This window comes from Mycoplasmopsis columbina, from assembly GCF_900660685.1.
Taxonomy (GTDB): Bacteria; Bacillota_I; Bacilli_A; order Mycoplasmatales; family Metamycoplasmataceae; genus Mycoplasmopsis; species Mycoplasmopsis columbina.
In genome coordinates this window covers 107,434-134,314 of record NZ_LR215041.1, presented here as the reverse complement: position 1 = coordinate 134,314, position 26,881 = coordinate 107,434, and the positions used below count along the sequence as shown (strand labels likewise).

Annotated in this window: 31 protein-coding genes and 2 tRNA genes; 18 read left to right on the top strand and 15 right to left on the bottom strand. The window is 26.7% G+C overall.

The window, feature by feature from the left end:
- Window positions 1-119 precede the first annotated feature (119 nt).
- From EXC37_RS00670 to EXC37_RS00630, 8 genes are all read left to right on the top strand, one after another.
- Entirely contained in the window at window positions 120-632 is a 513-nt protein-coding gene (locus EXC37_RS00670) for a hypothetical protein (RefSeq protein ID WP_029891964.1), read from the top strand.
- 71 nt (window positions 633-703) lie between these two features.
- Entirely contained in the window at window positions 704-976 is a 273-nt protein-coding gene (locus tag EXC37_RS00665; RefSeq protein WP_029891965.1) for a hypothetical protein, read from the top strand.
- A gap of 195 nt (window positions 977-1,171) precedes the next feature.
- Window positions 1,172-1,687: a hypothetical protein gene (locus EXC37_RS00660; RefSeq protein WP_029891966.1), complete on the top strand. Its 516-nt coding sequence runs from the start codon at window positions 1,172-1,174 to the stop codon at window positions 1,685-1,687.
- Between the two features lie 534 nt (window positions 1,688-2,221).
- Window positions 2,222-2,719, top strand: a complete 498-nt coding sequence (locus tag EXC37_RS00650; RefSeq protein ID WP_006608495.1) for a hypothetical protein — start codon at window positions 2,222-2,224, stop codon at window positions 2,717-2,719.
- A 209-nt stretch (window positions 2,720-2,928) separates the two neighbouring features.
- Window positions 2,929-3,060: a hypothetical protein gene (locus tag EXC37_RS03265; protein ID WP_258408986.1), complete on the top strand. Its 132-nt coding sequence runs from the start codon at window positions 2,929-2,931 to the stop codon at window positions 3,058-3,060.
- A 110-nt stretch (window positions 3,061-3,170) separates the two neighbouring features.
- A complete protein-coding gene (locus EXC37_RS00640) occupies window positions 3,171-3,395 on the top strand; it encodes a hypothetical protein (protein ID WP_006608497.1) in 225 nt (74 codons plus the stop codon).
- Between the two features lie 246 nt (window positions 3,396-3,641).
- Entirely contained in the window at window positions 3,642-4,085 is a 444-nt protein-coding gene (locus EXC37_RS00635; RefSeq protein WP_006608498.1) for a hypothetical protein, read from the top strand.
- 279 nt (window positions 4,086-4,364) lie between these two features.
- Window positions 4,365-4,841 carry a hypothetical protein gene (locus EXC37_RS00630; RefSeq protein ID WP_029891967.1) on the top strand — a complete coding sequence of 159 codons (477 nt, stop codon included), beginning with the start codon at window positions 4,365-4,367 and terminating at the stop codon, window positions 4,839-4,841.
- Window positions 4,842-4,969: 128 nt separating this feature from the next.
- Here the strand turns inward: EXC37_RS00630 and EXC37_RS00625 are convergent, their stop codons facing one another.
- Genes EXC37_RS00625 through recO form a run of 5 tightly spaced genes read right to left on the bottom strand, consistent with a single transcriptional unit; the run spans window position 4,970 to window position 9,613 of the window.
- The gene (locus tag EXC37_RS00625) at window positions 4,970-6,160 is read right to left on the bottom strand and encodes a phosphopentomutase (RefSeq protein ID WP_029891968.1); all 1,191 of its coding nucleotides are present in this window, start codon (window positions 6,158-6,160) and stop codon (window positions 4,970-4,972) included.
- Between the two features lie 14 nt (window positions 6,161-6,174).
- Window positions 6,175-6,897 carry a nitroreductase family protein gene (locus tag EXC37_RS00620; RefSeq protein ID WP_029891969.1) on the bottom strand — a complete coding sequence of 241 codons (723 nt, stop codon included), beginning with the start codon at window positions 6,895-6,897 and terminating at the stop codon, window positions 6,175-6,177.
- Window positions 6,897-7,871, bottom strand: a complete 975-nt coding sequence (nrnA, locus tag EXC37_RS00615) for a bifunctional oligoribonuclease/PAP phosphatase NrnA (protein WP_029891970.1) — start codon at window positions 7,869-7,871, stop codon at window positions 6,897-6,899. The genes EXC37_RS00620 and nrnA (EXC37_RS00615) overlap by 1 nt, the downstream gene beginning before the upstream one ends.
- A complete protein-coding gene (gene nrnA, locus EXC37_RS00610; RefSeq protein WP_029891971.1) occupies window positions 7,871-8,839 on the bottom strand; it encodes a bifunctional oligoribonuclease/PAP phosphatase NrnA in 969 nt (322 codons plus the stop codon). The genes nrnA (EXC37_RS00615) and nrnA (EXC37_RS00610) overlap by 1 nt, the downstream gene beginning before the upstream one ends.
- A 51-nt stretch (window positions 8,840-8,890) precedes the next feature.
- Window positions 8,891-9,613 carry a DNA repair protein RecO gene (gene recO / locus EXC37_RS00605; RefSeq protein ID WP_029891972.1) on the bottom strand — a complete coding sequence of 241 codons (723 nt, stop codon included), beginning with the start codon at window positions 9,611-9,613 and terminating at the stop codon, window positions 8,891-8,893.
- 116 nt (window positions 9,614-9,729) lie between these two features.
- Between recO and EXC37_RS00600 the strand changes: the two genes are divergently transcribed.
- From EXC37_RS00600 to rnc, 4 genes are read left to right on the top strand one after another with little or no spacing between them, the layout of a single operon-like run.
- Complete coding sequence (locus EXC37_RS00600; RefSeq protein WP_029891973.1) at window positions 9,730-10,014, top strand: hypothetical protein; 285 nt, start codon at window positions 9,730-9,732, stop codon at window positions 10,012-10,014.
- Complete coding sequence (locus EXC37_RS00595) at window positions 10,007-11,629, top strand: DAK2 domain-containing protein (RefSeq protein WP_029891974.1); 1,623 nt, start codon at window positions 10,007-10,009, stop codon at window positions 11,627-11,629. The genes EXC37_RS00600 and EXC37_RS00595 overlap by 8 nt, the downstream gene beginning before the upstream one ends.
- 15 nt (window positions 11,630-11,644) lie before the next feature.
- Window positions 11,645-12,640 (top strand): phosphate acyltransferase PlsX, encoded by a 996-nt coding sequence (plsX, locus tag EXC37_RS00590; protein ID WP_029891975.1) that lies wholly within the window; start codon window positions 11,645-11,647, stop codon window positions 12,638-12,640.
- On the top strand, window positions 12,633-13,325 hold the full coding sequence (gene rnc, locus EXC37_RS00585; RefSeq protein ID WP_006608509.1) for a ribonuclease III: 693 nt from the start codon (window positions 12,633-12,635) through the stop codon (window positions 13,323-13,325). The genes plsX and rnc overlap by 8 nt, the downstream gene beginning before the upstream one ends.
- Before the next feature lie 186 nt (window positions 13,326-13,511).
- On the opposite strand, the gene gap is transcribed toward rnc, so the two are convergent.
- Window positions 13,512-14,519 carry a type I glyceraldehyde-3-phosphate dehydrogenase gene (gene gap / locus EXC37_RS00580; protein WP_006608510.1) on the bottom strand — a complete coding sequence of 336 codons (1,008 nt, stop codon included), beginning with the start codon at window positions 14,517-14,519 and terminating at the stop codon, window positions 13,512-13,514.
- A gap of 196 nt (window positions 14,520-14,715) precedes the next feature.
- On the opposite strand from gap, the gene EXC37_RS00575 reads away from it, so the two are divergent.
- The 4 genes from EXC37_RS00575 to EXC37_RS00560 all read left to right on the top strand — a co-directional run bounded on the left by EXC37_RS00575 (window position 14,716) and on the right by EXC37_RS00560 (window position 16,381).
- Window positions 14,716-15,234 (top strand): hypothetical protein, encoded by a 519-nt coding sequence (locus EXC37_RS00575; RefSeq protein WP_029891976.1) that lies wholly within the window; start codon window positions 14,716-14,718, stop codon window positions 15,232-15,234.
- A 162-nt stretch (window positions 15,235-15,396) separates the two neighbouring features.
- Window positions 15,397-15,480: transfer RNA gene (locus EXC37_RS00570), tRNA-Tyr, on the top strand.
- A gap of 3 nt (window positions 15,481-15,483) precedes the next feature.
- Window positions 15,484-15,558 (top strand) — tRNA-Gln (locus EXC37_RS00565).
- A gap of 49 nt (window positions 15,559-15,607) precedes the next feature.
- Window positions 15,608-16,381: an MAG0110 family membrane protein gene (locus EXC37_RS00560; RefSeq protein ID WP_029891977.1), complete on the top strand. Its 774-nt coding sequence runs from the start codon at window positions 15,608-15,610 to the stop codon at window positions 16,379-16,381.
- Window positions 16,382-16,418: 37 nt separating this feature from the next.
- On the opposite strand, the gene der is transcribed toward EXC37_RS00560, so the two are convergent.
- From der to EXC37_RS00540, 4 genes are all read right to left on the bottom strand, one after another.
- A complete protein-coding gene (der, locus tag EXC37_RS00555) occupies window positions 16,419-17,726 on the bottom strand; it encodes a ribosome biogenesis GTPase Der (RefSeq protein ID WP_006608513.1) in 1,308 nt (435 codons plus the stop codon).
- A complete protein-coding gene (gene cmk, locus EXC37_RS00550) occupies window positions 17,716-18,399 on the bottom strand; it encodes a (d)CMP kinase (RefSeq protein WP_029891978.1) in 684 nt (227 codons plus the stop codon). Before cmk ends, der begins: the two co-directional genes overlap by 11 nt.
- Before the next feature lie 92 nt (window positions 18,400-18,491).
- Window positions 18,492-18,965, bottom strand: coding sequence for a hypothetical protein (locus EXC37_RS00545; protein ID WP_006608514.1), 474 nt, complete (start codon window positions 18,963-18,965; stop codon window positions 18,492-18,494).
- Window positions 18,966-19,008: 43 nt separating this feature from the next.
- On the bottom strand, window positions 19,009-20,115 hold the full coding sequence (locus EXC37_RS00540) for a DnaJ C-terminal domain-containing protein (RefSeq protein WP_006608515.1): 1,107 nt from the start codon (window positions 20,113-20,115) through the stop codon (window positions 19,009-19,011).
- 90 nt (window positions 20,116-20,205) lie between these two features.
- Between EXC37_RS00540 and EXC37_RS00535 the strand changes: the two genes are divergently transcribed.
- Window positions 20,206-20,556: a hypothetical protein gene (locus EXC37_RS00535; RefSeq protein ID WP_006608516.1), complete on the top strand. Its 351-nt coding sequence runs from the start codon at window positions 20,206-20,208 to the stop codon at window positions 20,554-20,556.
- A gap of 35 nt (window positions 20,557-20,591) precedes the next feature.
- On the opposite strand, the gene pgsA is transcribed toward EXC37_RS00535, so the two are convergent.
- Both pgsA and EXC37_RS00525 read right to left on the bottom strand, forming a co-directional pair.
- On the bottom strand, window positions 20,592-21,455 hold the full coding sequence (gene pgsA, locus EXC37_RS00530) for a CDP-diacylglycerol--glycerol-3-phosphate 3-phosphatidyltransferase (protein WP_051660712.1): 864 nt from the start codon (window positions 21,453-21,455) through the stop codon (window positions 20,592-20,594).
- Window positions 21,455-21,964, bottom strand: a complete 510-nt coding sequence (locus EXC37_RS00525) for an MHJ_0274 family protein (protein WP_006608518.1) — start codon at window positions 21,962-21,964, stop codon at window positions 21,455-21,457. Before EXC37_RS00525 ends, pgsA begins: the two co-directional genes overlap by 1 nt.
- A 113-nt stretch (window positions 21,965-22,077) precedes the next feature.
- On the opposite strand from EXC37_RS00525, the gene EXC37_RS00520 reads away from it, so the two are divergent.
- Window positions 22,078-23,097 (top strand): potassium channel family protein, encoded by a 1,020-nt coding sequence (locus EXC37_RS00520; RefSeq protein WP_029891980.1) that lies wholly within the window; start codon window positions 22,078-22,080, stop codon window positions 23,095-23,097.
- On the opposite strand, the gene EXC37_RS00515 is transcribed toward EXC37_RS00520, so the two are convergent.
- The 3 genes from EXC37_RS00515 to atpD all read right to left on the bottom strand — a co-directional run bounded on the left by EXC37_RS00515 (window position 23,098) and on the right by atpD (window position 26,872).
- Window positions 23,098-24,909 (bottom strand): MAG3240 family lipoprotein, encoded by a 1,812-nt coding sequence (locus EXC37_RS00515; RefSeq protein ID WP_029891981.1) that lies wholly within the window; start codon window positions 24,907-24,909, stop codon window positions 23,098-23,100. It abuts the gene before it with no gap.
- An 84-nt stretch (window positions 24,910-24,993) separates the two neighbouring features.
- A complete protein-coding gene (gene atpC, locus EXC37_RS00510) occupies window positions 24,994-25,404 on the bottom strand; it encodes an ATP synthase F1 subunit epsilon (RefSeq protein WP_006608521.1) in 411 nt (136 codons plus the stop codon).
- On the bottom strand, window positions 25,397-26,872 hold the full coding sequence (atpD, locus tag EXC37_RS00505; RefSeq protein WP_029891982.1) for a F0F1 ATP synthase subunit beta: 1,476 nt from the start codon (window positions 26,870-26,872) through the stop codon (window positions 25,397-25,399). The genes atpC and atpD overlap by 8 nt, the downstream gene beginning before the upstream one ends.
- Window positions 26,873-26,881 lie beyond the last annotated feature (9 nt).

The following is a 26,881-nucleotide window of genomic DNA, read 5'->3' as shown; positions in this document are numbered from 1 at the left end:
CATTTTAAGCTTGTTTATGGGAAAAAATAGAAAATATTTTTTTTCTTTTTACAAAAAAATCACAAAATTCTTTTTTTTTTTTTTTTTGTAAAAATTATTAAAGAATAGGAGAAAAAAATATGAAAAAAATTATTCCATTAAGTAAAAAAATGAAAACTGAGTACATTATTAATACATTACTAGAATTCATCTTTGTTGTTTTATCAATTCTTGGTATTCATTATTTGCAACCAGGTTTTAACAGAATCGTAGCTGCATATAAACTTGGTATTGAAGATCTTGACACTATCAATTTTCTTTTTGCAATGTCTATTATTGCATTAATTGCAATGCTTGCAGCAATGGCTTATGATACTTATAATAGTATTTTTGCATTAAATGTTTTTGGATTATTTGGAGCAAATCAATATGATTCAAAAACAGTTTATGTTGGATCAAATAAATATAAATACACAGATATTCAAAGTATTTCACAAAAAACATTTATGAAAAGAAAGAGAGATGTTATTGTTTTAGTTTTATTAAATGGTAAAAAAGTAAAATTAACTTGTTCAAAAGATTCTATTGAAAAAAATATTAGTGAAATGAATGAGTATTTAATTCAGTCAAAAAATGCAAATATTGCTAATTAGTTGATTGACAATTTTTAGGACAATAAATTTAAATATTTAAAATTAAATTCAATTTATAGAGGAGTTAAATTATGAAATTTAAAAAATTATGAAAACCTGCTCTAGCATCATCAGCAATTTTAACAGTCATTCCTGTTGCTGTTGCCTGTGCTTCTAAAGAAGAAAAAGAGGCACAATATGAAAAAGAATATAAAGCAGCGATTAAAGCAAGATCTTTTTCAAAAATTGAAGAAGTGTCAAAGAAAGTTGCTGAATTGTATAGAGATAATCCAGATAAAGCTCTAGAATTAGTTCAAAAATGAGCTAGAGAAGCAGCTTATGAAGAATCTTCAAGTTCTAACTAACAAATTTAAATCAAACATTTAAAATTTTAAACTTGGGTAAAGTGCCAAGTTTTTTTGTTTTTTCATTTTAGGCTTGTTTATAGGTAAAAAATAGAAAATATTTTTTCTTTTTTACAAAAAAATCACAAAATTCTTTTTTTTTTTTTTTTTTTGTAAAAATTATTAAAGAATAGGAGAAATAAAAAAGAGAAAAATATGAAAAAAGTTATACCATTAAGCAAAAAAATGAAAACTTTATTTACCATTAATACATTTATAGAATTCATCATTTTTGTTTTATCAATTCTTGGTATTCATTATTTGCAACCAGGTTTTAACAGATTCACAGCTGCATATAAACTTGGTATTGTAGATCTTGACACTATTGATTTTCTTTTTGCAATATCTATTATTATGCTAATCGTGTGTTTTGCAGCAATGGCTTATAATACTTATAACAGTATTTTTACATTAAATGTTTTTGGATTATTTGGAACAAATCAATATGATTCAAAAACAGTTTATGTTGGATCAAATAAATATGAGTACACAGATATTAAAAGTATTTCACGAAAAACAACATTTATGGAAAAAAAGAGAGATGTTATTGTTTTGATTTTATCAAATTGTAAAAAAGTAAAATTAACTTGTTCAAAAGATTCTATTGAAAAAAATATTAGTGAAATGAATGAGTATTTAATTCAGTCAAAAAATGCAAATATTGCTAATTAGTTGATTTTCAATTTTTAGGACAACATATTTAAATACTTAAAATTAAATTTAATTTATAGAGTAGTTAAATTATTAAATTTAAAAAATTACGAAAACCTGCTCTAGCATCATCAGCAATTTTAACAGTTATTCCTGTTACTGTTGCCTGTGCCTCTAAAGAAGAAAAAGAAGCACAATACGAAAAAGAATATAAAGCGGCATTTAAAGAAAGAAATTTTGAAAAAATTGAAGAAGTATCAAAGAAAATTGCTGAATTGTATAGAAATAATCCAAATAAAGTTATTGAATTAGTTAAAAAATGAACTAGCGAAGCAGCTTATGATGAATCTTCAAATTCAAACTAATAAAATCTAAATCAAACATTTAAAATGTTAAAACTTGGTTAAAGTGCCAAGTTTTTTATTTTTTCTTTTTAAGCTTGTTTATAGGTAAAAATGAAAAATAAATTTTTCTTTTTTTGAAAAAAATCACAAAATTCTTTTTTTTTTTTTTTTTTGTAAAAATTATTAGAGAAAAGGAAAGGAGACCAAAATTATGAAAAAGATTATTCCATCTAGCAAAAAAGGACTAACTATTGGTTCAATTATGTTTTTTGTATCTATTATTTTACTTGTTTTATCAAGCCTTGGCGTTCATTACTTACAACCAGGATTTGAAAGATTAGTTGCTGCTTACAAACTTGGAATTAGAGATGTCGAAATAATTGATATACTTTTCGCAGCGTCTATTATCGGGTTGATTTTAAGCATTATACTTATAGTTCCTTCTATCATTGTTTTAACGGTATATACTTCTGAACCAAGTCAATATGATTCAAAAGCAATTTATGTTAAATCAAATAGATATAAATACACAGATATTGAAAGCATTTCACAACAAGAATATAGAGGTAGAAATATAGATGCTATTCTTTTGGTTTTATCAAATGGTAGAGAAATAAAAATTTCTTGCTCAACAGAATCTATTCAAAAAATACTTAGTGAAATGAATGAATATTTAATTCAGTCTAAAAACGTAAATACTGTTCAATAATTTTACTAACAGTTTTTTTAAACAACTAAAGCAAAACTATAGTTTTGTGTACTAAGGATTAAATTATAAAATTTAAAAAATTATGAAAACCTGCTCTAGCATCATCAGTAATTTTAACAGTTATTCCTATTGCTGTTGCATGCGCGTCTAAAGAAGAAAAAGAAGCACAGTATGAAAAAGAATATAAAACAGCAGTTAAAAGTGGAAACTTGAAAAAAGTTCAAGAAGTTGCAACTAAACTTGCAGAATTGTATATAGATAATCCAGATAAAGCACTTGAATTAGTTCAAAAATGAAATAGTGAAGTAATTTCTGATATTACTTCAAATTCTAATCAATAAATTTAAATTAAGCATTTAACTTTTTTTAGAGAATTAAATGCTTTTTTTGTCTTATTTATAGTTAAAAAATGCAAACTTTTGTTAAGGAAAATTATGAAATTTAAAAAATTATGAAAACCTGCTCTAGCATCATCAGCATTTTAACAGTTATTCCTGTTGCTGTTGCATGTGCATCTAAAGAAGAAAAAGAAGCCCAGTATGAAAAAGAATATAAAGCAACAGTAAGAAATAATGATAGTGCTAAGGCAGATGCAATTTTTGACAAACTTAGTGAGTTATATGGCGATCCATTTATAGCTCTTGAGATAACGTCAAAATGAGATAATGAACTTTAGTTCTTAAATAACTACAAATATTAATTAATAAATTAAATAAAGTCTAGATTTTTTCTAGATTTTATTTTTTGAATAATTTTGAAAAATTCTCTTTTTTTTATTTTTTTGAATAAGTGCAAAAACATACTTTTTTTCTAAGGAAAATTAAGTTTTTTCTGCAGAAAAAAAGTATCGAAAATGTTTTTTATTTTTAAAAAAGAATATACTAACTTTAAAATAAACTTTATTTTAAACTAGGAGTAAATAATGATAATTAAAATTAGAAAATTTATATACCTTTTTCTTTTTACAATTGCGGGAATTTTAATAACTTTACCAAATCAGTTAAAATTTTATGGAGCAGGTGGAAATAAAGAATTTTATAAAATATACAACCTAAATTCAGGTTTTGAGAATACTTTGATTGGTTATTCAACAGTTATATTTTACTTTTTTATAGTTTTATTAGCAATGCTTTGTTTATTAACCATTATTAAAAAAGAGACAAAAATTTATCAAATTATCAAAGCATGGACATTTGCCATTGCAGTTATAAACTTAATACTTTGAACTATATTACATTTCATGGTTATTCCTTATGGTTGAACAACAATGTTATTAATTAGTTATCTTTTTATAACTTTCGCAATATTAAGTTATCTAATACTTGAAATTACAAATTTTGTTATGGTAAGAAAATCAAAAAATTAATTAAAAATGAAACTGCTTATATTTAGCCATTAATGTCGAATTCAAATTTTTATTGTAATTTAAACCTAGCAAAAATTATGTTTAATTTATGTTAGGTTTTTTTATTTTCTTTTTTGCATATAAACAAGTTAAATTAGGAAAAATTAGATAGAGTATTCAAACATTTTTTATTATTTTTTTCAAAAATTTTGCCTTTTTCTTTTTTTTTTTTTTTTTACATAAAATAAGTGGTAAGAAGGACTTTTTTGTCTTGCTTTAAAAAAATAAAAAAGGAAAATTATGTTAAAAAAATTTTGAAAACCTCTTTTAGCTACTAGTTCAATTATTACAGTGGCGCCTATTGCAATTGCATGTAACAATACATCAAACAATGGTAATCCAGATAAAGACAACAATACACCTACACCTGCTCCTGTTGTACCTCCAGCACCAACACCTGATCCTAAACCAACACCAGCACCGAATCCTGTTACACCGCCAACACCTACACCTGATCCTATAATTAAAAATATTGAAGAATTAAAAACTAGAGCATTGACATTAATGGATGATATTAAAAATAAAAAATTTTCAGAAATTCCTGCCGCTCTTAAGGAAATGGCACCTCTCATCAAAGAAATTAGAGACTATTATAAAGATAACCCAGAAGAGTTTAGAGAATTCACAAAATTAGTGCTTGAAAAAATTGCTAACAAAGCTGTTAAAAAAGCAATTGAAAAATTTTTCGATAAATATTTGAATGGAAAAGATAACTAATTTATTAAATTTATATTTACGTTTTTATAAAAAAGCTGAAGTTTATCATCAAATTAACTATTTTTTTGTAAATATTAAAAAAACAGCATAAAAAATCAACACTTTCTTTGGTGTTGATTTTTATTTTTCTAAACTAATTGATCAAAGATATCATCACCTGTTTCTGCAACAATTGGAACTTCAAAATTTCTAGCAACAATGTTTCCTGAAGTTCCTAAACCATTAACATCTGGTAAAACTTTTGGATCTTTAAATAATTTTGAATAAATTGTTAAAGGTAGTAATTCTCTTGTGTGGTTAAAACCTGGATAAAGAGGGTCATTACCATGATCACTTGTCATAATTAATAAATCATCCTCTTTCATGACATTAATTAATTTAGCTAATTTTGCATCTAATAAAGCTATATTACTTGCATATCCGTCAACATCACGACGATGTCCATAGTGTGAATCAAATTGAACTAAATTGGTGAATACAAAACCTTCTAAAGTTGGATCATTTGCTAATTTGATTGTAATATCCATAGCATCAGCGTCTCCTTTTGAAGGATAGTGTTCGCCAATTCCCTGAGTTACAAAAATGTCATTAATTTTTCCAACACTAATTGTTCTAACACCCTTATTTTGTAATGCATTCAATATTAATTTTGGTGGTTTATTTGCATAATCATGACGATTGAATGTTCTAACATATTTTCCATTTTCACCAGTAATATAAGGTCTAACAATAATTCTTCCAACATTTCATTCAGGTCTTGATGAACAAATTTCTCTAGCTAGTTTACCATAACGATATAAATTATCTAATCCAATTCACTCTTCATGAGCAGCAATTTGAAGTACAGAATCATTTGATGTATAAACAATTAATGCTCCCGTTTCTTTTTGTTCTTCTGCTAATTCATCAATAATTTCTGTTCCTGAAGCAGCCTTGTTACCAATGATTTTTCTTCCATCAAAAGCACTCTCTAACGCTTCGATCAATTCTTTTGGAAAACCATTTTCTGCAAAAGTTGGAAATGGAACATTTGTCTTAATTCCCATCATTTCTCAATGTCCTGCTAAAGTGTCTTTTGCGTTTGAAACTTCCTGAACTCTTGCGATGTAAGCAAGTGGTTTTTTCACATGATAATTACCCTCTAAAGTAGTAATGTTACCAATTCCTAATTTTTTTCATGTATCGATAAAAAACATTGCTGATTTTGAAGCAGATAAAATTGTGTTTGCTCCCTTGTCACCGAATGCTTTTTGATCACGATCAGGTCCAATTCCTAAACCATCTGTAACAATCATGAAAATTCTTTTGAATTTTGGCATAAATATCTCCTAATTTATTTTTTTAAATTGAAATTTTTCAAAATGATGTTTTCTACTAATTTACTTTTTTCATTTGAATTTTTTAAATAATTAGTAGAGTATTTTGAATAGTCGCCATCAATATTTCTTACTTTTCAATACTCATTTAATGTGGCATCATATTCTTTGATTTCATTTGCTAATACATCTTTTTTATAGTTATTTAAGTATATTCTATTTAATTTAGGTTTACTACTTACTGGTTGTTCTACCATATTTCCAATGACAAGTCCAATAACTGGAAAAGCATTACCTTCAATATTTAATAAATCTTTTAACTCAGAAATATATTCTCTTACTCCACCAATAAAACAAGTTCCTAATCCTTCTTCAATTGCTGCATCTTGTGCGCTTGTTGCTTGTATAAACGCGTCGCCTGTTGCAATTAATAAATCATTAATTGTTGGTTCATAATGAATTTTTTCATTATTTAAAATATAATCTAAACGATTAAAATCAGCTAAAAATACTATGAAAAAGCCTGATGTGTAAATTTGTTTTTGTTTTAAAGTTAGCGAAATTTTTTCTAATAAATCCTTGTCTTTAACAACTATAGCTGATGATACAAAGAAATTATTACTTGTTGGAGCATTTTTAACTGCTTCCAAAATATTATTAATTTGCTGTTCTGTTAGTTCTTTTTCACTATTAAAATTTCTAACAGAATTACGTAATTTGTTTTTTTCAATGAATGACATTATTTTCCTTCCTTTAAAAATCTTTCAACTTCTGCGTTACAATCTTCAATAAAATTGTCAATTTCCTCAAATGAATTTAGCATGCATCCTGAAGCTCTTTCATGACCTCCACCTCCTCATTTAAGAGCTACATTTCTAACAATTGGGCCATTTGATCTTAATTCAGTTCTTAATCTTCCATCTTCTTCTTCAACAAATTGAACTCAAAATGGATAATTTTTTATATTTCCTATTAAATTAACCCTTACTACTTCTGTAGGTTTTTTATTCAAACTTAATGTAGTTTTTAAATCAATAAAAGTTCAAGCGACTTTTTTGTAAGTTTTTAAATTGCCAAGCAATATTGATTGTAATTGTAAATCTTCAAGAGAAGTTTCTGCCAAACCTCTGAAAACTTTTTCGCTGTTTAGACCATTTTTATAGAGATAAGCAACTAACTCATGTGTTCTAGCACTTGTATTTGAATAACTAAATTTTCCACTATCAGTAAGAATACCTAAAAATAAAAATTCTAAGGCTCTATTATTCAATTTCCATTTATTTTGAAAAGCTAATTCTGCAATCATTTCGTCTGCAGCAATTCTATTTGAATCTACTCATCTTGTACATTTATCCAAATCATCTTCGTTTGGATGATGATCTATTCTTAAAGTTTCTAGAAATAAATTTTTATCCAAAATTTCGCGATTTTGAATACGTTCTTTAAAATTGGCGTCAACTATTACTCCTAAAGATTTTGCCAAAACTTCATCGTTTAGTATTTCATCAAAATCAAAATTCATAAAATTAGAAAAAATGCCTTTGCTATCACCAACTGCATATACTTGTTTATTAGGATAATTTAATCTTAATAACTCTCTTAGTGCAAATTGACTTCCTAGACAATCTCCGTCTGGACGAATGTGATGAAAAATTACAATTGAATCATATTTTTCTAATTTTTTAGTAATTTCTTGAAATGTACCTATTTGCATTATCTATTCTCTCAGTCTTTAATTGCTTGATTTAAATGTGCTAAAACTTCAGGCACTTGATCAAATGAATCTAATGTAATTCCGGCAGCATTATCATGCCCACCTCCGTTATAAAGTCTTGCAACTTCATTAACTTTAGGACCATTTGATCTTAAACGTCCTCTAATTTTTCCATCAGGTAATTGAATAAAAAATGCTCAACATGAATTGTTCTCAATGTTCGCTAGTTCATTAACAAATGATGCTGCTTTTAAACTATCAAAATTATATTTTTTCATTAGTTCATCAGTAATTTTGAAATAAAGGACTCTACCTTCTTGTTCAAAGTTTTGAAGAATTTCACCACTAAATTTAAGATCAATCATCGATCTTTTATTTAATTCAACAAAAATTTTTCATGAATTTAATTCACCTTTTTCATAGAGAAATGCTACTAATTTGTGTGTTCTAGCGCTAGTGTCAGCATACATAAATCTGTTACTGTCAGTAACCATTCCTAAATAAATATGTGATGCTGCTTTTTGTGTAACTTTTAGATTTCCATCATATGCTAATTCAGCAATCATTTCTGCTGCAGCTACATAATGTTCATCAACTCATAAATAATCGTATTCGATATCACTACCGTTTGGATGGTGATCAATTCTTAAAGTTGCTGTCATTCTTTTTTCTAAAAGTAATTCTGCGCATTCAATTCTATCACTTGAAGAAGCATCAACTACAATTCCTAAAGAATTTGAAAAATCTATGTCCTCAATTTTTGAAAATTCATAATTCATAAAATCAAAAACATGAGCGTTATCTCCTGGCGTATAAACCTTTTTCATAGGATAATTAGTTCTAATTAACTCTGCTAAACCAGCTTGACTTCCCAAACAATCACCATCTGGTCTAACATGGTGAAAAATAATTATGTTGTCGTATTTTGCAATTGCTTCTAAAGCAATTTTACTATTTCCAATTTGCATTATAAAATTATTCCTTTCATCTTGTTTTTTAATGTAACAAAGTAATTAATTCTATTTTACTTTTTTCTTATCAAAATTTTCTCAATTTATATAAATACCATTATTTTTAATATGGTTGAGTAGCTCATAATAAATTTGATAGTCCAGTTCAACTGTGGCTTCTTTTAAATAGGCATAAAAATCATTTTTTGCATAGTAAAAAAGCATTAAAAGTTTGTGACTTTTACGATAATTTCCTGCATGCTTAATACATTTATAACCACCATGTTCAAAACGAAAGTCTACTATTTGTTCTCTTTGTCCGCAATCGCAGCAAGCAAAAAAATTTGGATTTATTCCTCAATATTCTAATCCTTGCATAATTAGAAATGTTTTAGCATAAATTTTTTGTACAGATGTTAAAAGTTCAAAAGCATCTAAAACTTGCAAATAAGCATTATAAATTTTTGTTGTTCTTTGCTCAAAATTACTTAAATATAGTATTATTTGTTGCAAAAATTTTAAATTTTCTATATTTTTTAAATCTATATTAGATAATATATTTGCTTTTTTTAATTTACTTGTGCTATTCGCTAGTCGCGCTTTAAAATACTCAATTTCAACTAACGCACCTGGAATTAAATTATTTCGATTTTTAGATTCTGACTTATTGACTCCTTGAGCTAATAAATAAAAAGAGTTTTTTTCTCCTAACACTTTAATAATCGCGTCATTGTCAGAAGTATTAGAATCTAAAAAATTCAAAAAAATGACTTTTTCAATTGTTTCTGCCATATTAATCACTTTATCATTTAAAATTTATATTCATATATACTATTATGATATATATAAAAAATTTTTTTGTTAAAATTAAATAACTGTTTTTCAAGCATCGCTTTAGGAGGCTTAAAATGGAAAAAGAAACAATTAGACAAATTTTTATTGACATTCTAGAGAGCACTCCTGGTGTTTTTGAAGTTTCAAAAAATGAAAATAAAGATGTTTCAACATCAAAAATAAGAATTGAAAATGTTGGAGGTAGATGAAACTTGTCTGTTTCCATAATTGTTTTGAAAAATGCTAATTGTAAAAACATTTTAAAATCAATTAGTTCATTATTGAGATATAGATTTAAAGAAAATAAATTTAAACTTGGAAAATTAAATATTTTCATAGAAGGAATTACCAATGATTAAAAATATTAACGGTGAAACTTATGGCAAATTAATTTTGTCAGGTTCGAATAATTTAATTAATTCAAAAAACAAAATTGATGCTTTAAATGTTTTCCCTGTTCCTGATGGTGATACTGGTACAAACATGTCAAGTACAGTTCAAGCAGGAGTTGATTATTTAAAACAAAATACTTCTGATAATCTTTCAATAGTAGCCAGTGCTATTGCTAAAAATATGCTTTTTGGAGCAAGAGGTAATTCTGGAGTTATTTTAAGTCAAATTTTTAAAGGTTTTGCAATTGCATTTGAAAATAAAAAAGAAGTTGACATTCTAGGTCTTTTAGAAGGTTTTCGCCAAGCTACTAAAAAAGCATATTCATCAGTGTTAAAACCTATTGAGGGAACAATATTAACTGTTATTCGTGAAACCACCGAAAATTTAGAAAAAATTGTAACTAAAGAAACTTCATTAGAAGAATTTTTTGAACATGCTGTCAAGTTCGCAAGAAAAGCATGTGATGAAACACCAAATAAGTTAAAAGTTTTACGCGAAGTTGGAGTAACAGATTCTGGCGGAGAAGGTCTTTATGCCATGATTTTTGGAATGAATAAATTTATTCATGGTGAAGAAGTTCAAATTTCAAATGAAGTTGATGAAGTTGATAAATTTATTAGCGATAGTGAAGTTTATGACGGTGAATTTGGTTATTGCACCGAATTTATTCTTGAATTAAATTCTGAAACTGAATTTGACAAAGTTAATTTTGAAAAATCATTGCAAAGAAAAGCTACTTCACTTGTTGTTGTGCAAGATGGAGAATTAGTAAAAGTTCATGGTCACACTTTAAGACCAGGTGATTTATTAAATTTTGCTCAAAAATATGGCGAATTTGCAAAAATTAAGTCAGAAAACATGACTAAACAAGCTAATGAATCTCGAAATAAAAATGTTATTCTCAATGGTAGTCCTGAAGAAATGAATGAATGTGGAATTATTTCATGTAATTTAGGATCTGGAATTATCGAAAGAATGAACGAATTTGGTGTTGACGCAATTATCGAAAGTGGTCAAACTCAAAATCCATCAGCAAAAGATATTATTGACGCAATTAATGTTGTTAATGCTAAAAATGTTTTTATTTTGCCAAATAATTCAAACATTTTCTTAGCTGCGCAACAAGCTGCGCAAACTATTAAAAATAAAAAGGTTTTTATTATTCCAACCAAAAGTCAAATCCAAGGAATTAGTGCAATGATTAATTTTGATAAATGTGCTAAAGCCAAAGATAATGAAGAAATTTTAAATAGTGCAATTAAATTAGTTACTACTGGTGAAGTTACTAAAGCTATAAGAAACACTAAATTAAATGGTGTTAAAATTAAAGAAGGACACTTCATTGGAATTAGTAAATCAAAAATTGTTTCTTGCGAAGCTTCTTATGTAGAGGCAGCAAAAAAATTGATTGCAGTTAATGTGAACAAAAACACCGAATTAATTACTATTTACTATGGTAATGAAGCTACTAAAACAGATGCTCTTGAATTAAGTGAGTACATAGAAAGCAATTACAATGTGGAAGTTGAAATTGTTGACGGAAATCAACCAACTTATCACTTTTTAATTGGTTTTGAATAGTGAGGTTAAAGTAGTATGTATAAAATAGCTTTTGATTTAAACGGCGGAGATAAAGCACTAAATGAAAAATTGAATGCTTGTGTAAAATTTATTCAAAATAATCATAATTTCAAAATTGTTCTTGTAGGTCCTCAAGATCAAATTTTGGCTTTTTTTAATCAAAAGTTACCGAGCAATTTTGAAATTATTGATAATCATTTAACCAGTTCAAATCCTAAAAATTTACGCCTTTCATTGCATGAACAAACTTCAATGAATCAAACTCTTAAACTTTTAGCAGATAAAAAAGTAGATGCTGTTCTTTCAGCAGGTGATTCTGGTCTATATTTAAGTGCTGCAACTTTTATTGTAAAACGCTTAGATAATATCTCTCGTGCGGCTTTTATGGCTATTTTTCCTACCATTATTAAAAATAATCAATTGTTATTTCTAGATGCTGGTGCCAATGTCGAAACCAAAGAAGAATTTATTTACGATTGAGCACGAATAGGAAATGTTTTTGCTCAAAAAGCCTATAAAAAAGTTAGTCCAAGAATTGGTTTGATCAATATTGGAACTGAAAATTATAAAGGTAATGAAATTATTCAAAAAGCTGACAAATTATTAAAAGAAAATTCTAAACTAAATTATCTAGGATTCATTGAATCTCGTAATTTATTGGAAGGTGAAATTGATATTGCCCTTGTTGACGGTTACGGCGGTAATCTGGTTGTTAAAAGTTATGAAGGAGCAATTAACTCTTTTAAAAATTTACTCAAAAAAACTATTAAAAAATCATTTATAAGAAAAATCGCTTATCTTTTTATGAAAAAGGGTTTTAAAGAAGCTGCTGAAACTTTAGACTATAGAAATATCGGAGCGGCTTGAGTCATTGGTTTAAATGGACTTGTTGCTAAAGCGCATGGTGCAAGTGATGAAAAAGCGTTTTTAGGGGCACTATATCAAATAAAATTGGCAATTGAAAATGATGTTTTATCCTTAATTAAAGCTGAATTAGGAATTAATGAGTAACAAAGAAAATATTGTTCAATTTCTTAGCAAAAATAACATTAAACCCAACAACTTAACACTTTATCGCCAAGCTTTAACACATTCTTCATACAATAAATTTTCTAAAAAAAATGTCAATGATAAAGATTATCAAACATTTGAATTTTTAGGAGATTCAATTTTGCAATTTCTTGTATCAAATTACTTAATTAAAAATTATCAAGATTTTGATGCTGGTTATTTAACTTTACTTAGATCAAATATGGTAAATACAAGGAATTTGAATGAAATTAGCGAATTTTTGAACTTAAAAAATTTAATGCTAACTGCACCTGGTCATATGGGCGGAGAAGTAAAAAAATCTCCAAAAGTTGGTGCCGATATTTTTGAATCTTTTGTGGCTGCCATTTATTTAGATCAAGGTTTAGAAAGAGCAAATAATTTTTTAAGTAAATATCTTTATCCTTCTGCCGAAAAGTTTGTTAAAAACAAAACTTTAAAAGATTCAAAAACAACTTTTCAAGAATATATTCAAAGTTTTTCAAAAAATGCTGTTTATTATCAAACAATAAATTTAAGTAATTCCTTATTTGAATCAAAAGTTATTCATGACAATAATGTCTATGGCAAAGGTCAAGGAAAAAGTAAAACTGAAGCTGAAGAAAATGCCGCAAATGATGCCTTAAAAAAACTTAGAATGATGTAAAAAGTGTGCGTTATATTGCACATTTTTATTTTTTTATTAAAACTTATTTTTAAATTCAAAAAAAGATACGATAATAAAAATTACCATATAAAAACTTTTTTAGTCAAATTCATTATTTTATTTTGACTTTTTTGTATTTGAATAAGTTAAATAAAAAAGCACTTTAATAGAAAAGTGCTTAAAAAATTATTTTAATTTTGTCATGTAAGTTAGTGTTCTAACTAATTGTGATACATAAGACATTTCATTATCATATCATGCAAAGACCTTGTATAGTTTTTGTCCGTTAGCTTCTTGAATTTTAGTTAAAGTAGAATCAAAAATTGAGCCATAATGTGAACCTATTACATCTGAAGAAACAATTGGATCTGTTTCATATTTAAGTGTTTGATTGGCTGCTTTTTCAAAAGCTGCATTTAATTCATCTATTGTTGGTTCTTTTTCTAATTGAACTGATAAGTCAACAAATGAACCTGTGATAGTTGGAACACGTAATGCGCTTCCATCTAAAATTCCTTTAGTTTCAGGAATAACTAAGCCTAATGCTTTAGCCGCACCTGTTGTTGAAGGAACAATATTTGATGCTGCTGCTCTTGCTCTTCTTAAATCTCCTTTACGATGAGGCCCGTCTTGTAACATTTGATCTGCAGTGTAGGCATGAATTGTAGTCATATAACCATTTTTAACACCAAAATTATCTACTAAAACTTTGACAACTGGAGCCAAACAATTGGTTGTACATGAAGCCGCTGAAACAATTTGATCTTTTTTATCTAAAGTGTCATGATTTACATTGTAAACAATCGTTTTAACATCAGATCCTGCTGGTGCAGAAATAAGAACTTTTTTTGCTCCCGCTGTTAAATGTTTTGAAGCTAAATCCTTTTTAGTGAAAAAACCTGTACATTCAATTACAACGTCAATATTTAAATCTTTTCATGGCAGATTTTCGGGATCTTTTTCACTAAAAATTTGAATTTCTTCTCCATCTACAACAATGCCTTTTTCACTTAATTCAACTGTTCCATTAAATGGTCTAAAAGCTGTATCATATTTGAAAAGATGAGCTAACATTGTATTATCTGTTAAATCATTGATTGCAACAACTTGAACATCTTTGTTTTTTGTTTCAATTAAATGACGTAAAATTAAACGTCCGATTCTACCAAAACCATTAATTGCGATTTTTTTCATATTTCTCCTTTTTTAACTAATTATTCGAATAAGGGGTAAAAAAATTCAAATTCAAGATTAAATTTGAATGTTTATAAAATAATTTTATTAAATATAATTAAAAAACAAGTTAATTAATAAAAATATCTTATTTTTTATTTTATAAATTTAATTAAAAAAGAGTATAGAATTTTCTTATAACTTTTATAGGAGAAAAATGAAACGTAAAATCAACAAAAAAGGTATTATCATTTTTTTAAATAGTTTTGCCATCTTATTCATAGTCTTATCTTTTGCTTTTTATCCAGCAATTAATGAAATTTTAAAATGAATAAGCAAAACTACTCTTGACAAAAATGGAGAAAATATAGTTCCTTATGGAACAACTAATTTTCTTGTATTTGTAAAACATTTTGCCATTCTTTGAGCTATTTCTTTATTTTTCTATCTTTATTCACTTGGAGTTTTATTGGCGGAAAAAAACTCTTTTTCTAAAGCTCTTATTCCTCTGCTTTTTATTAAAAAAATTAAATTTCAAGATGATCCAAAAGAAAGAAATAAATATATTAGTTTGCCTCTTGCATTTTTAATTTTTATTGTCTTTTTAGCCTTATTAATTCATATTATTTTTAATATTTCTTTAGTTTATAAACAAGAATTAATTATTGCTATACCTTTTACTCTACTTTTTGCCGGAATAACTATAGTAACACCTATTCTTCTCTACTTATACTAATTTTTTAAAATCATATTTATGTTAACAAATAAAGACATTTTGTCTTTTTTTGTTTAAAATTTAATTCTTTTCAAAAAAAGAATTAAAAAAATAAAATTATTAAATTTTTTTTTGCAAATTTTTATATTTGTTTTATAATAGTAAAGCAATTTAGCAAAAAATGGAGGGGTAGCGAAGCGGCCAAACGCGGGTGGCTGTAACCCACTTCCTCACGGTTCGGGGGTTCGAATCCCTCCCCCTCCACCATTTTGCCCCATAGCCAAGCGGCAAGGCAACGGGTTTTGGTTCCGTCATGCGTTAGTTCGAATCTAACTGGGGCAGCCATTTCACTCTTTGAGTGATTTTTTTTATTTTTTTTAATATAATTAAACATATGAAAAATCAAGAATTTATTCAAATAGATCAAATGAATGATTCTTTTACAAATCAAGGATCAGATATCGGTTCTTTGCTTAAGAAGAAATCAGTAGTTGCTTCAACAATCGTTTGATTTAGTGTTAGTTTATTAGTTGCGTTTTTAACTGCTATTATATTTGCTTATTCAGGACTTTTAAATAGAATTTTTAGTAATACTATTGCCACTATTATTTATCCAATTGTTTTATTGATAGTAATTTTCGTTGGACCTTTTATTCAAGCTAAATTTTATTCAAAGATGAATTTGCCCGGTACAGTTATAATTAATTTTATAACTATGCTTGCGCTAGGTTCTATGTTAGGAATTTTGTTCTTAGTTCCCGAGTTTAGATTAAAAGAATGATTAATTTTACTTTTAGTTCCTACCGCTTTAATGATAGCTACTGGACTCTTAGCTGCTTATAACTTAATTAAAATTAGATTGTTATGACTTGTGATAATTACTTTGGCTATTTCAATTATAATCATGTTGTTTATAGCAATTTTTGCGTTTAATAAAGCATTTTATGAAGTAATGTATTCTATTATATCAATCGCTTTAAGTTCAGCCTATATGGCACTTGATTGATACTTTATTAATAAATTAAATAATAATTATCAATTAACTTTTATTGATAATGCATCAATTAGAAAAGAAATCACTCTTCATGGAATGTTTTTTGGATGTAGAATGGCAACCAACTTCATTATAATAGCTCTTCGTATAGCAATTTTATTTTTAAAACGTTAAAAAATCTTGTTGGCTAAGTTGCTAACAAGATTTTTTATTATTCCATACCACTTTTGTTTTTAAACACTAGTTTTATAGGGCATCCAGTAAAATCAAGCACTTTTCTAATTTCTTTTTCAATATGCCTTTCATAACTAAAATGTAAATATTTTTTATTATTAACAAAGAAAACAAATGTCGGAATTGGTCCTGGATTTTTACGTGCAAAATAAATATTTAATCTTCCTCCATTATATGGAGCAGCAGGTTGAACAATTTGTGTTTCACGAATAAAGTTTGATAAAACTGATGGTTTAACATCTCTTTCAAGATTTTCTTTAACTTTGAGAATTGTTGTAATTAATTTATCAACTCTTTGATTGTGTTTTACAGAAATAAATACCACTGGTACTCATGGAACAAAATGAAACCTATTTCTCATTTTTTTCTCAAAATCAACCATGGTATTTGTTTCTTTTTCAACTAAATCTCACTTGTTTACAGCAATAATTATTGGTTTATCATTTTCCAAAGCATAACCAATAATTCTCGCATCAAAGTGGGATAATTCTTGTGTTGCATCAATCATGATAATTGATAAATTAGATTCATCTAATGACGAAATAGCTCTCATTAAGGCATATTTCTCAACATCATCTTCAATTTTGCTTTTACGTGTAATTCCAGCTGTATCAATTATTTCAAATTGTTGATTATGAATTTTGACAATACTTTTAACACTATCACGCGTTGTTCCTGCAATATCAGATACAATTGAACGATTTTCATTAACAAGTCGATTTAATAAAGAACTTTTGCCAGCATTTGGACGACCAATAATTGATAATTTAAAATTATTTTCACTTTCTAAATCATCTAAATTTAAATGTTTTAAACACTCGTCTAAAACATCACCTACACCAATTCCATGTTGCGCAGAAATTCTAAAAATATTGTCCACGCCTAATGAATATCATGAGTAATTGAATTGTGAAATATTATCTAATTTATTTGCCACCACTATTACTGGTTTATTCGATTTTCTCAATTTACTTAGAATCATTTGATCATCATTAGTAATATCACTAACTCCGTCAACCATAAAAATAATTACATTAGCTTCTTCAATAGCTATATCTGCTTGTGTTCTAATTTGCGTTTGAAAAGGCGCATTAGATACTTCAATTCCTCCTGTATCAATAACTTTAATTTCTTGACCATTTCACTTAAATGTTTCATAAAGTCTATCTCTTGTAACTCCGGGACGATCATAAATGATTGAACTTTTTTTACCAACTAATCTATTAAATAGAGTACTTTTACCAACATTAGGCTTTCCAATAATAGCAATTACATTATTTCTCATTTAGAGCCTCTTTCTCAACAATTTCAATAACTTTGTCTACCACTTGATCGAATGACATATTAGTACAATCAATTTCAATTGCATCTGCAACTTTGTGTAATGGGTCTGTTGATCTATGAGTATCTTGATAGTCGCGCTCTTTTACTTCTGAAAGAACAATTTCAAAATTGGTGTTATATCCTAATTTCTCATTTTGTTTTAATCTTCTTTTTGCACGTTCTTCTGGTGAAGCTGTTAGAAAAATTTTAGTTTCTGCAAAAGGCATAATTCTAAATGTTGTATCTCTCCCATCCATAATGTAACCTTTTCCAGTTTTAGTAATGTTTTGAATTAGTGCTACAACAAATTCTCTAACTTCTTTATACGCTGCTATTTTAGAGGCTAATTTGGAAATTTTATCTGCTCTAATATCAATTGAAATATTTTTTTTTCTTAAAAAAATCTGCTCTTTGTCATCAATTTCAATTGCATTTGAATCAAGAGTTTGTAAAGATTCAACAACTGCTTGCTGATTATCAACCTCAATATTTAATTCAATAGCATTGTAAGCAACTGCTCGATAAAAGCTTCCTGTGTTAATGAAAGTATATCCAAGCCTCTTTGCTACTTCTGTTGAAACACTAGATTTGCCTGCTCCAGATGGTCCATCAATTGCAATATTAATTTTTTTCATCTCTTCCTCCAAAAGTCACCAAATTTTCTAATTACAAATTTTATACTATATTAAAAATATTAATACATAGTTAGTATTAATATTTAAAAATACTAAAGCAAAATAACTTTGTTATGCACTTTAATTACTGTCGTTGATTCTTTATCGTCGTTCATTTCATCAAAAAGATTATTATCATCTAGTTCTGTTCTTGATTGTTCAAATTTATTCTCTAATGATTTTAAAACATTATTAAATTCATTAGAAGAAAAATTTAAATTCGTATAAGGATTAACTTTAGCAAAGTCATATTCTTTTTCTAATTCATTAGTTTCTAATAATAATTGTCTCAAACCAGTATCATCAATTTCAATTGCATCATTTATTCTTTTGTAATCATTTGTGTTTGAAAAAAGTTCCTTGTTATCCTTTAAAATAGTATTATTAGGAAAAAGATTTTCAAACTTTTTTCAATCTTTTGCAAACTGTTTATCTTCTTTAATTAAGCTGTTTAAAAACGATTCATATGAATATGAATTAATTGAATTTTCTTTTAAATCTTTTGGTTTAACTTCTTTTTTAATCATATCTCTCATTATAATAAAAAATTAATCACTTTTAAGAAAGTGATTAATTAGATTTTTTTACTTCTTTATTAAAATCCGCGTTTGTATCATCATCATAGTCTTTTAAAAAAGCACTAAGTTCTTTTATTTTTTTACTATTTAACTTAGGCATTACAACATTAATAATTCCAATTAAAGCTCCATATGAGCCTAATTCAACCGAATTTGCAGTTTTTATAACAATTTGATCACCATTATTATATGAAGATTTTAGTTTAATAAATTCTTTACCATAAGGAGTTGGAATTTCAATGGTTTTCTCATTAATAATGTCTAAAAAAGTTACTGGAATTGTTAAATAAAGATTTTTACCATTGTATTTAAAATACTTGTGTTCCTCAATGTTAATGTGAATATTTAAGTCACCTGATGGAGCGCCATTGTATCCTCTTTCACCATATCCAGGTAATTTAATAATTTTACCTTTCATTGTTCCTTTAGGAATTGAAAAAGTAACAACTTTTTCTTTCTTTACATAAACTGCTCCCTTGCAAAATTCACATTTTTCAACAATCACTTTACCACTACCATTACATTTGTTACATTCGGTGGTTGACTGCATCACACCAAAAGGTGTTCTAACTTGTTTATTTACTTGTCCATGTCCTTTACATTGATCACAAGTTTGAATTTTTGAAGAATCTTTTGCACCTGATCCATTACAGTGCTCACAGAGTTCATATTTTCTTAATTTTTGTTTAATTTCTTTCCCGTTAATTGCATCAATTAAAGAGATATTGATAGTTGCTTCAATATCTTCACCTTTAATTTTTTGATAAGTTCTATTTTTTCTTGAAGAGCCAAAATTAAAGAAACTTCCTAAATCACCAAATATATCACTGAAACTGCCAAAACCTCCCATATTAAAGCCTTCTGCTCCAAAATTAGGACTTCCATCAGCTGTTCCAAATTGATCATAATTTGCTCTCTTTTCACGATCACTTAATACTTCGTAAGCCTCGTTTAATTCTTGCATTTTTTGGTCACTTGTTCCATCTTTTAGTTTGTCTGGATGATATTGCATTGCCAATTTACGGTATGCTTGTTTAATTTCTTGTTCAGTAGCGTTCTTACTTACGCCTAAAACTTCATAAAAATCTTTTTTAGCCATAGTTAGTATTTTAGCACACTACCATCTTATATGCTAAATATAATTTCATTTTCTTAATTTATTTTCATATTTATTGTTTAAAATTAGAACATGAAAAAAATAGTTAATTTCTTTAATAAGAATGGTCGCGAAAATAAAATAAAAGAACAAAAAGAAACGAACCAAAAAGATGAATTAGTTCTTACTTCCATTTTGGACGCTGAAAAAATTAGAATTTTTAGCAATGAAGAAATTGAAAAATTGCCAAACAATTATCGAAATGAATTGTTAGATGCTGCATTAAGTGACATTGATAGAGATAAAAAAAATATTAATCATAAAAGAAAAAAAATTATTATTTCTTCAACAATAATTTGAGGTATATTTGGCGCAATTATAGCCATTTTAGTAATTATTTTGTTATACATGTTTGTTTGAGACTTAAGTCATATAAAAAAATAGAAATTGTTCCTTAGCAACTTCTATTTTTTTTATTTTTAATCTCTTTTATAATCTTTTTCTTCAAAAACTATTGTTGGTTCTTTAGTATCTACTTCGTCTGTATGATTTTTATTATTTCTATGTTTGTTTAAATTTATTCTGAGATCTTCATTAGAGTTTTTAAGTTCCGCTTTTTTAATTTCAACATCAATGTGAGAATATTTAAAAGGATTAAATTTAATATATTTTTTAATGCTTCTAAAATATTGAAAACCACTTATTAAACTAAATACTAAAGCAACCATTAAAGGAATTGAAAGTAAATGTGAATAAAGTGCATTGTTTGCAGTAAATTTTAAATATGGATTACTTCCATTTAAACTATTTGATTGTGCATAATCGATTGAAATTAAAATTAATAAAACAAATAACATTGCTGGAATTGAAATGCTTAAAACTAATGTTTTTAACTTAGCCATTTTTTTGGCACTTACATCAATTCCATGTTTTGCCATAATTACTCTAAAACCATCGACTGCAATATCTCTTAAAATTAAAACTGCTACAAGTCAAAGCGGTGAAGCGTTCATGATAACTAATAAAATCAAAGCAACTACTGTTGTAAATTTATCTGCTATAGGATCTCATAATTTACCAAAATCACTTACTTGCTTAGTTTTTCGTGCATAATAACCATCAAGAAAATCAGTTATCATTGAAGCAATAAATGTAATAATAAATAGAACTAGAAAAGCAATAGTTACACCAAAATCACGATTTAAAGTATAAGCTATGACTGTTGCAAAAGCAATTAGAGGTAGAACTAAAATTAATCTAACTAGCGTCAATAAATTTGGTAAGTTTTTTACTAAAGTGCTTGTTTTGATTTTCTTAGTTCTTATATTTTTAGTCTTACCCATTATTTGCTAAACTCCTTAACATAAAATTCTTTTAATTCGTTTTTAATTTGATCAAGTTCTTCTTTATACATTTCTTTGTCATATTCTTGATAAAGTTTGTCTAAATAGTTAATAACTTTATCTAACTTTTTAGTTCATGAATTACTTCTAGAATCTCTTAACAATACAAAAGCTTCTAATAAATCATTTTGATCATCCGCTGCTACAATGTATTCTTTAAAATCTTTATCTTCTTGGAAAGACATTAAATATTTACGTGCTGCATCTGTTATTTGACTCATTTTGTAATCGCCAATTGAAGGTTTAAAATCTATCAAATATTGTTCGTTTAAATCAATGAGTTCTTTTAATTTAAAAACAAATTTTCGTTTGTTTTCCATTGATAAATTAGTGAATAAAATTTTTTCTTTTTTCTTTATGTTTCTAAGTCTTCTATCTTTAATTGTTGAATAAAGGAAGAAACCGCCCAAAAGAACAACAATTACTATAACAATTACTATCATTCCCATAATTACGTCTCCGTTTTTTGAATAATTTTTGTATCTTCATATTATAAACTATAATAAGCTATATTAATATAAGTCTATTTATTATATAAATAACTTTTGGTGAAAGGTTTAATATGCTAAAAAAATTGGTTCCAACAAAACCTAAATTATGACAGACTTTAAAAGAAATAGGAATTATTGTAAGCTCAGACTACAATGTAGATATAAATAACAAAAAAAGAGCTTTTGTAGTTAAATGAATAAGAAATTTTTACGCAGTTTTTATAGCATTCATTATTATTTTTTCTTTTATTACTTTTGCTCTTATAAATAATAAAACAGAAACACCAACATTTTTCTTACGTTTGGCTGCTTCAATCGAAGTTATAACTTTTATTGTTCTTTTGATCGACTTTATTTTAAGAGCAGTTACTTACCCGACTAGAGACAAAAAATACAAAGGCAAATATGCAAAAAGTTTTTTCAAATTCTTTTTAACATCTATTTTCTTAATTACATTTGTTTCTCTACTTCCTTCTTTAATAGTAATTAACATTTGATTAGGTCAAGGAAAAGAAATAAAATTTTTTGAGATTTTAGGAAGCTTAAAACTTATTAGATTTTTAAGACTATTTTTAATTCTTAATATTTTTTACGCATTTAAAAATATTTCTTCTTCACTTAGAGAACAAAAATCTATTTTAATTTATTCATTTATATTTATTGTTGCAATTATTTTCTTATTTGGGTTAACAATTTACTACACTGAAAATACTTATATTTTAAAAAATTATCAAGATTTAGGTTACCAAAGTACTGAAGCTTTTTATGCAGAAAACAAAAACGTTGCGCAAACTTATTGACAAGCAGTTTACTTTACAGCTATTACACTAACAACTATTGGCTATGGTGATTTTGTGCCTTTGGCACCTATAACTAAGATGATTGTGCCTATTATTTCTATTTTGGGAATTGCAATTATTACACTTCCGGGTGGAATTATCGCAGCATCATTTATGGGTGTTATTTCAAAGAAAAAAACAACACAAAATGAAATTAAAGAGCAAAGTGAAGAAATTGCAAAAATGATCGAAAACGCTATTGAAAAAGGAGTTAAAGAAAAATTAGAAGAAATGAAAAAAGCCGAAAAATAGTTAAACGGCTTTTTTTAAATAAGGTAATGTTTGATTTTTAATTGGTTGTTCTAGATACTCTTTATTTTCTTGTGATTCCAGTTCTTTTCTTTTTTCATCAATCAATTTGTAGTTTGTGCCTTTAAAACCTTTTAATTCGTATTTTTGATTTTTCAAATTATTGTTTAACAAACTTTGATTATTATGATCTATAAAATCAAAATTAAGATATATACTTCCAAAATTGGTATCATCATCAAGGATTTTTACTTTTACTTCTTTTATTAAAGTATTATTTTCCTTGTTGGTAATGTAATAAAGAAGAACTAACTGAGAAAAAAGTAAAGATAATTTTTTCTCAAATTCATTTTTATTATGAACAATGTATGTTGATGTTCTTTCATGCATAGGAAAATTATTTCAAAGAATTAAATTTGAAATATTTTCTTCAATTAAAAAATTAACAATGTCTATGAAATTTTGTTCAAAAAACTCATTTGCATCAATGCCTTGCGGATATTCAATTTGATTATTTTCTTTTTTTAAAGTGTTATAACTAAAATAATTTTGGGAGTTTAACTTTGAAAATAAACCCAATTCATTTTTAATAATGAAACCATCAAAAAGATGTTTATGTGGGGTAAAGTTGATGCTAAATCAAGGATAAGTTTTTTGACCATCATTTAAAAACAGTTTTCCAATTGATAAACTATTATTTAAAAGTTTTGAAAATTCAAATTTTTCGATTTTGATATTTTTATTTTCAACATTAGTTATTTCAATTAAATCTTGATAATTATCAAAAAGATATTTAAATAAATTAATATTAAACTGTTTATATTTCTTATCAGGATGCATTGTTTGATCGTATTCATTAATTCCTAAAATATTGTCTTTAAATTTTATTGTAGGATTTTGATACTGCTCATTAAAAAGAACCAAATTCACATTCTCTAAATCATCATTTAAATTCAGTGTTTTATTCGTTAAAACATCTTTATATTGTGCATAAAAGTTTTCATTATTTTGAAATTCATCTAAATAAATTTTTATCTGGTCATTTTGGTTTAATAGAGATTTATTATTATCGTCCAAAAAATCCAAAGTTGCCGTTAAATAATTGTTTGTTTTAACTAAAGATTTAAAAGATATTTTTTGAATATTTTCATCAAAATTGAATTCCTTAATGTAAAAAAGAAGTTCATTTAAATATTTTTCTTGTTGTAATTTTGAAGCTAAGAAACCTTCAATTCTCATTTCTGTTTTGGGATTTTTAAAAGGATCATTTAAAAGATTTGTTGTTTGTGCTAAGTAAGATAAAAGTTGTAAATTAGGAAGTCTATAAGAAAGTGAATTGTAACCATTTGCATTATTTTCAGTTCAAATTCTAGTTTCAAATTTTTCTTTATTTGTGTATGAAATAGGCAAATTAGAAAAAAGAATTCTAAAAGAATTTTTACTATTACTATTCTTTTCTAATTTATAAGAATTATTTATTATTTCTGGATAAATACCACTATTGATTTTTTCAAGATTCACATTTTTCATTTGGTAATTTTGATTATTTGCATAAATTACCAAATTTTCATTTTTTACATTCAAATCCTTAATAATACTTTTTGTTGAATGATTAACTAAATAATTATTTAGTTTCAAGATTAGTTGTTCTTTTGTTATTTTTTTAGAATTATTAATTAAATTTAAAAAACTTTGACTATTTAATTCATTACTAAAATTACTATCATTCTTTGTTTTATTGTAGCAACTTGCGCTCAAAAAAATTGGTGAAATTGAAAATGAAAATAAAGATAATCATTTAAGTTTACGTTTCATAAATACCATTCTACAGTTCATTTTAAAAAATGACTTAACTTAAATTTTAAAAGAATAAAAATAAAAAAACCGCAGTTTTTTTATTTATTTATTGTTATAAACATTAATTCTGTTGATTGCTTTACGCAATTTAAATTCATAGATAGCTTTTTCATTTTTAGTTTTAGCTGTTTTAATTTTTGAAATCATGCTTTCTTTTTCTAATTCAGCACGGTGAATATTAATGTCCTTGCTAAAAATTATGTCGTCTGTGATAATTCTAATTTCATTAGCATCAACATAAACTAAACCTGAGCCAATTGAACAGTATTTAAAGTCTCCATTTTCTTCTTTAATAATCATTTTGCAAACATCTATATTACTTACAAATGGTGAATGATTTGGTAAAAAAGTAATATCTCCACCTTCTACTGTTTTCAAATTAACAAATTGAACATAATCTTGATAAAAAATCTTATCAACTGTAACAATTGTTAAATAGGTTTTATTATTCATTTGAACTTTCTGAAGTTGTTTCTTTAACTTCTTCTTTTTCTTTAGTTTGTTTTAAAGTAGCTTGGTATTCTTTGTATCTTTCTTCAACATCTTCGATTGCACCAGCATAAAAGAAAAGTTCTTCTGGATAATTATCGTATTTACCTTCAAGAATTGCTTTAAAACTTCTAATGGTATCAGTCAATTTAACATATTGACCTTTTTTACCAGAGAATTTTTCAGCAACGGTGAATGGTTGTGATAAGAATATTCTAATTCTACGTGCTCTAATAACTGTAGTTTTATCTTCTTCACTTAATTCTCCCATTCCAAGAATTGCAATAATGTCTTGCAACTCTTTAAATCTTTGGAGAATATTAATTACACTATGTGCAACTTCATAGTGTTCATTTCCAATAACTAAAGGATCTAATAATCTTGAATTAGACTCTAGGGGGTCAACAGCTGGATAAATTCCTAAAGCAGCTATATTACGATCCAAAACAGTTTTAGCATCTAAGTGCGTAAAAGTTGTTGCTGGAGCTGGATCGGTTAAATCGTCAGCTGGAACATAAACAGCTTGAACTGATGTAATTGATCCTTTATGTGTAGAAGTAATTCTTTCTTGTAATTGACCCATTTCAGTAGCTAATGTTGGTTGGTATCCAACGGCTGAAGGCATACGCCCTAAAAGAGCACTAACTTCTGATCCAGCTTGCACAAAACGGAAGATATTATCGATGAATAATAAAACATCTTGGTTTTGTTTATCACGGAAGTATTCAGCCATTGTTAAACCTGTTAAAGCAACTCTCATACGAGCTCCAGGAGGTTCATTCATCTGACCGAAAACAAGAGCTGTCTTATCTAAGACACCAGCAGCTTTCATTTCATGATAAAGGTCGTTACCTTCTCTTGTTCTTTCTCCAACACCAACAAAAACAGATAAACCACCATGTTGTGTTGCAATGTTATTTATTAACTCTTGAACAAGAACAGTTTTACCAACCCCGGCTCCACCAAATAAACCAATTTTTCCACCCTTAGCATAAGGAATTAACAAGTCAATAACTTTGATACCTGTTTCTAAAATTTCACTAATAGTTTTTTGTTCTTCATAAGAAGGGGCAGGAGCATGGATTGACATTTTTTTAGTTTCTGGTGCAGGCATTAAATCGATTGGGTCACCTAGAACATCAAACATTCTTCCTAGAATATTATTTCCCACAGGTACACTAATTGGTGCACCAGTATCTAAAACTTCTAATCCTCTTGAAAGTCCATTAGTTGAAACCATAGAAATTGTTCTAACTGTTTCATCTCCAATGTGTTGTGCAACTTCAAGTGTGAATTTTTGTCCTTCATCTTCAACAACTAAAGCATTGAAAATTTCAGGTAAATGACCTTTTTCAAATCTAACGTCAACAACAGGACCAACAATTTGTACTATTTTTCCATAATTGCCTTTTTTACTAGAATTTTGTGGCATTGTTTTTCC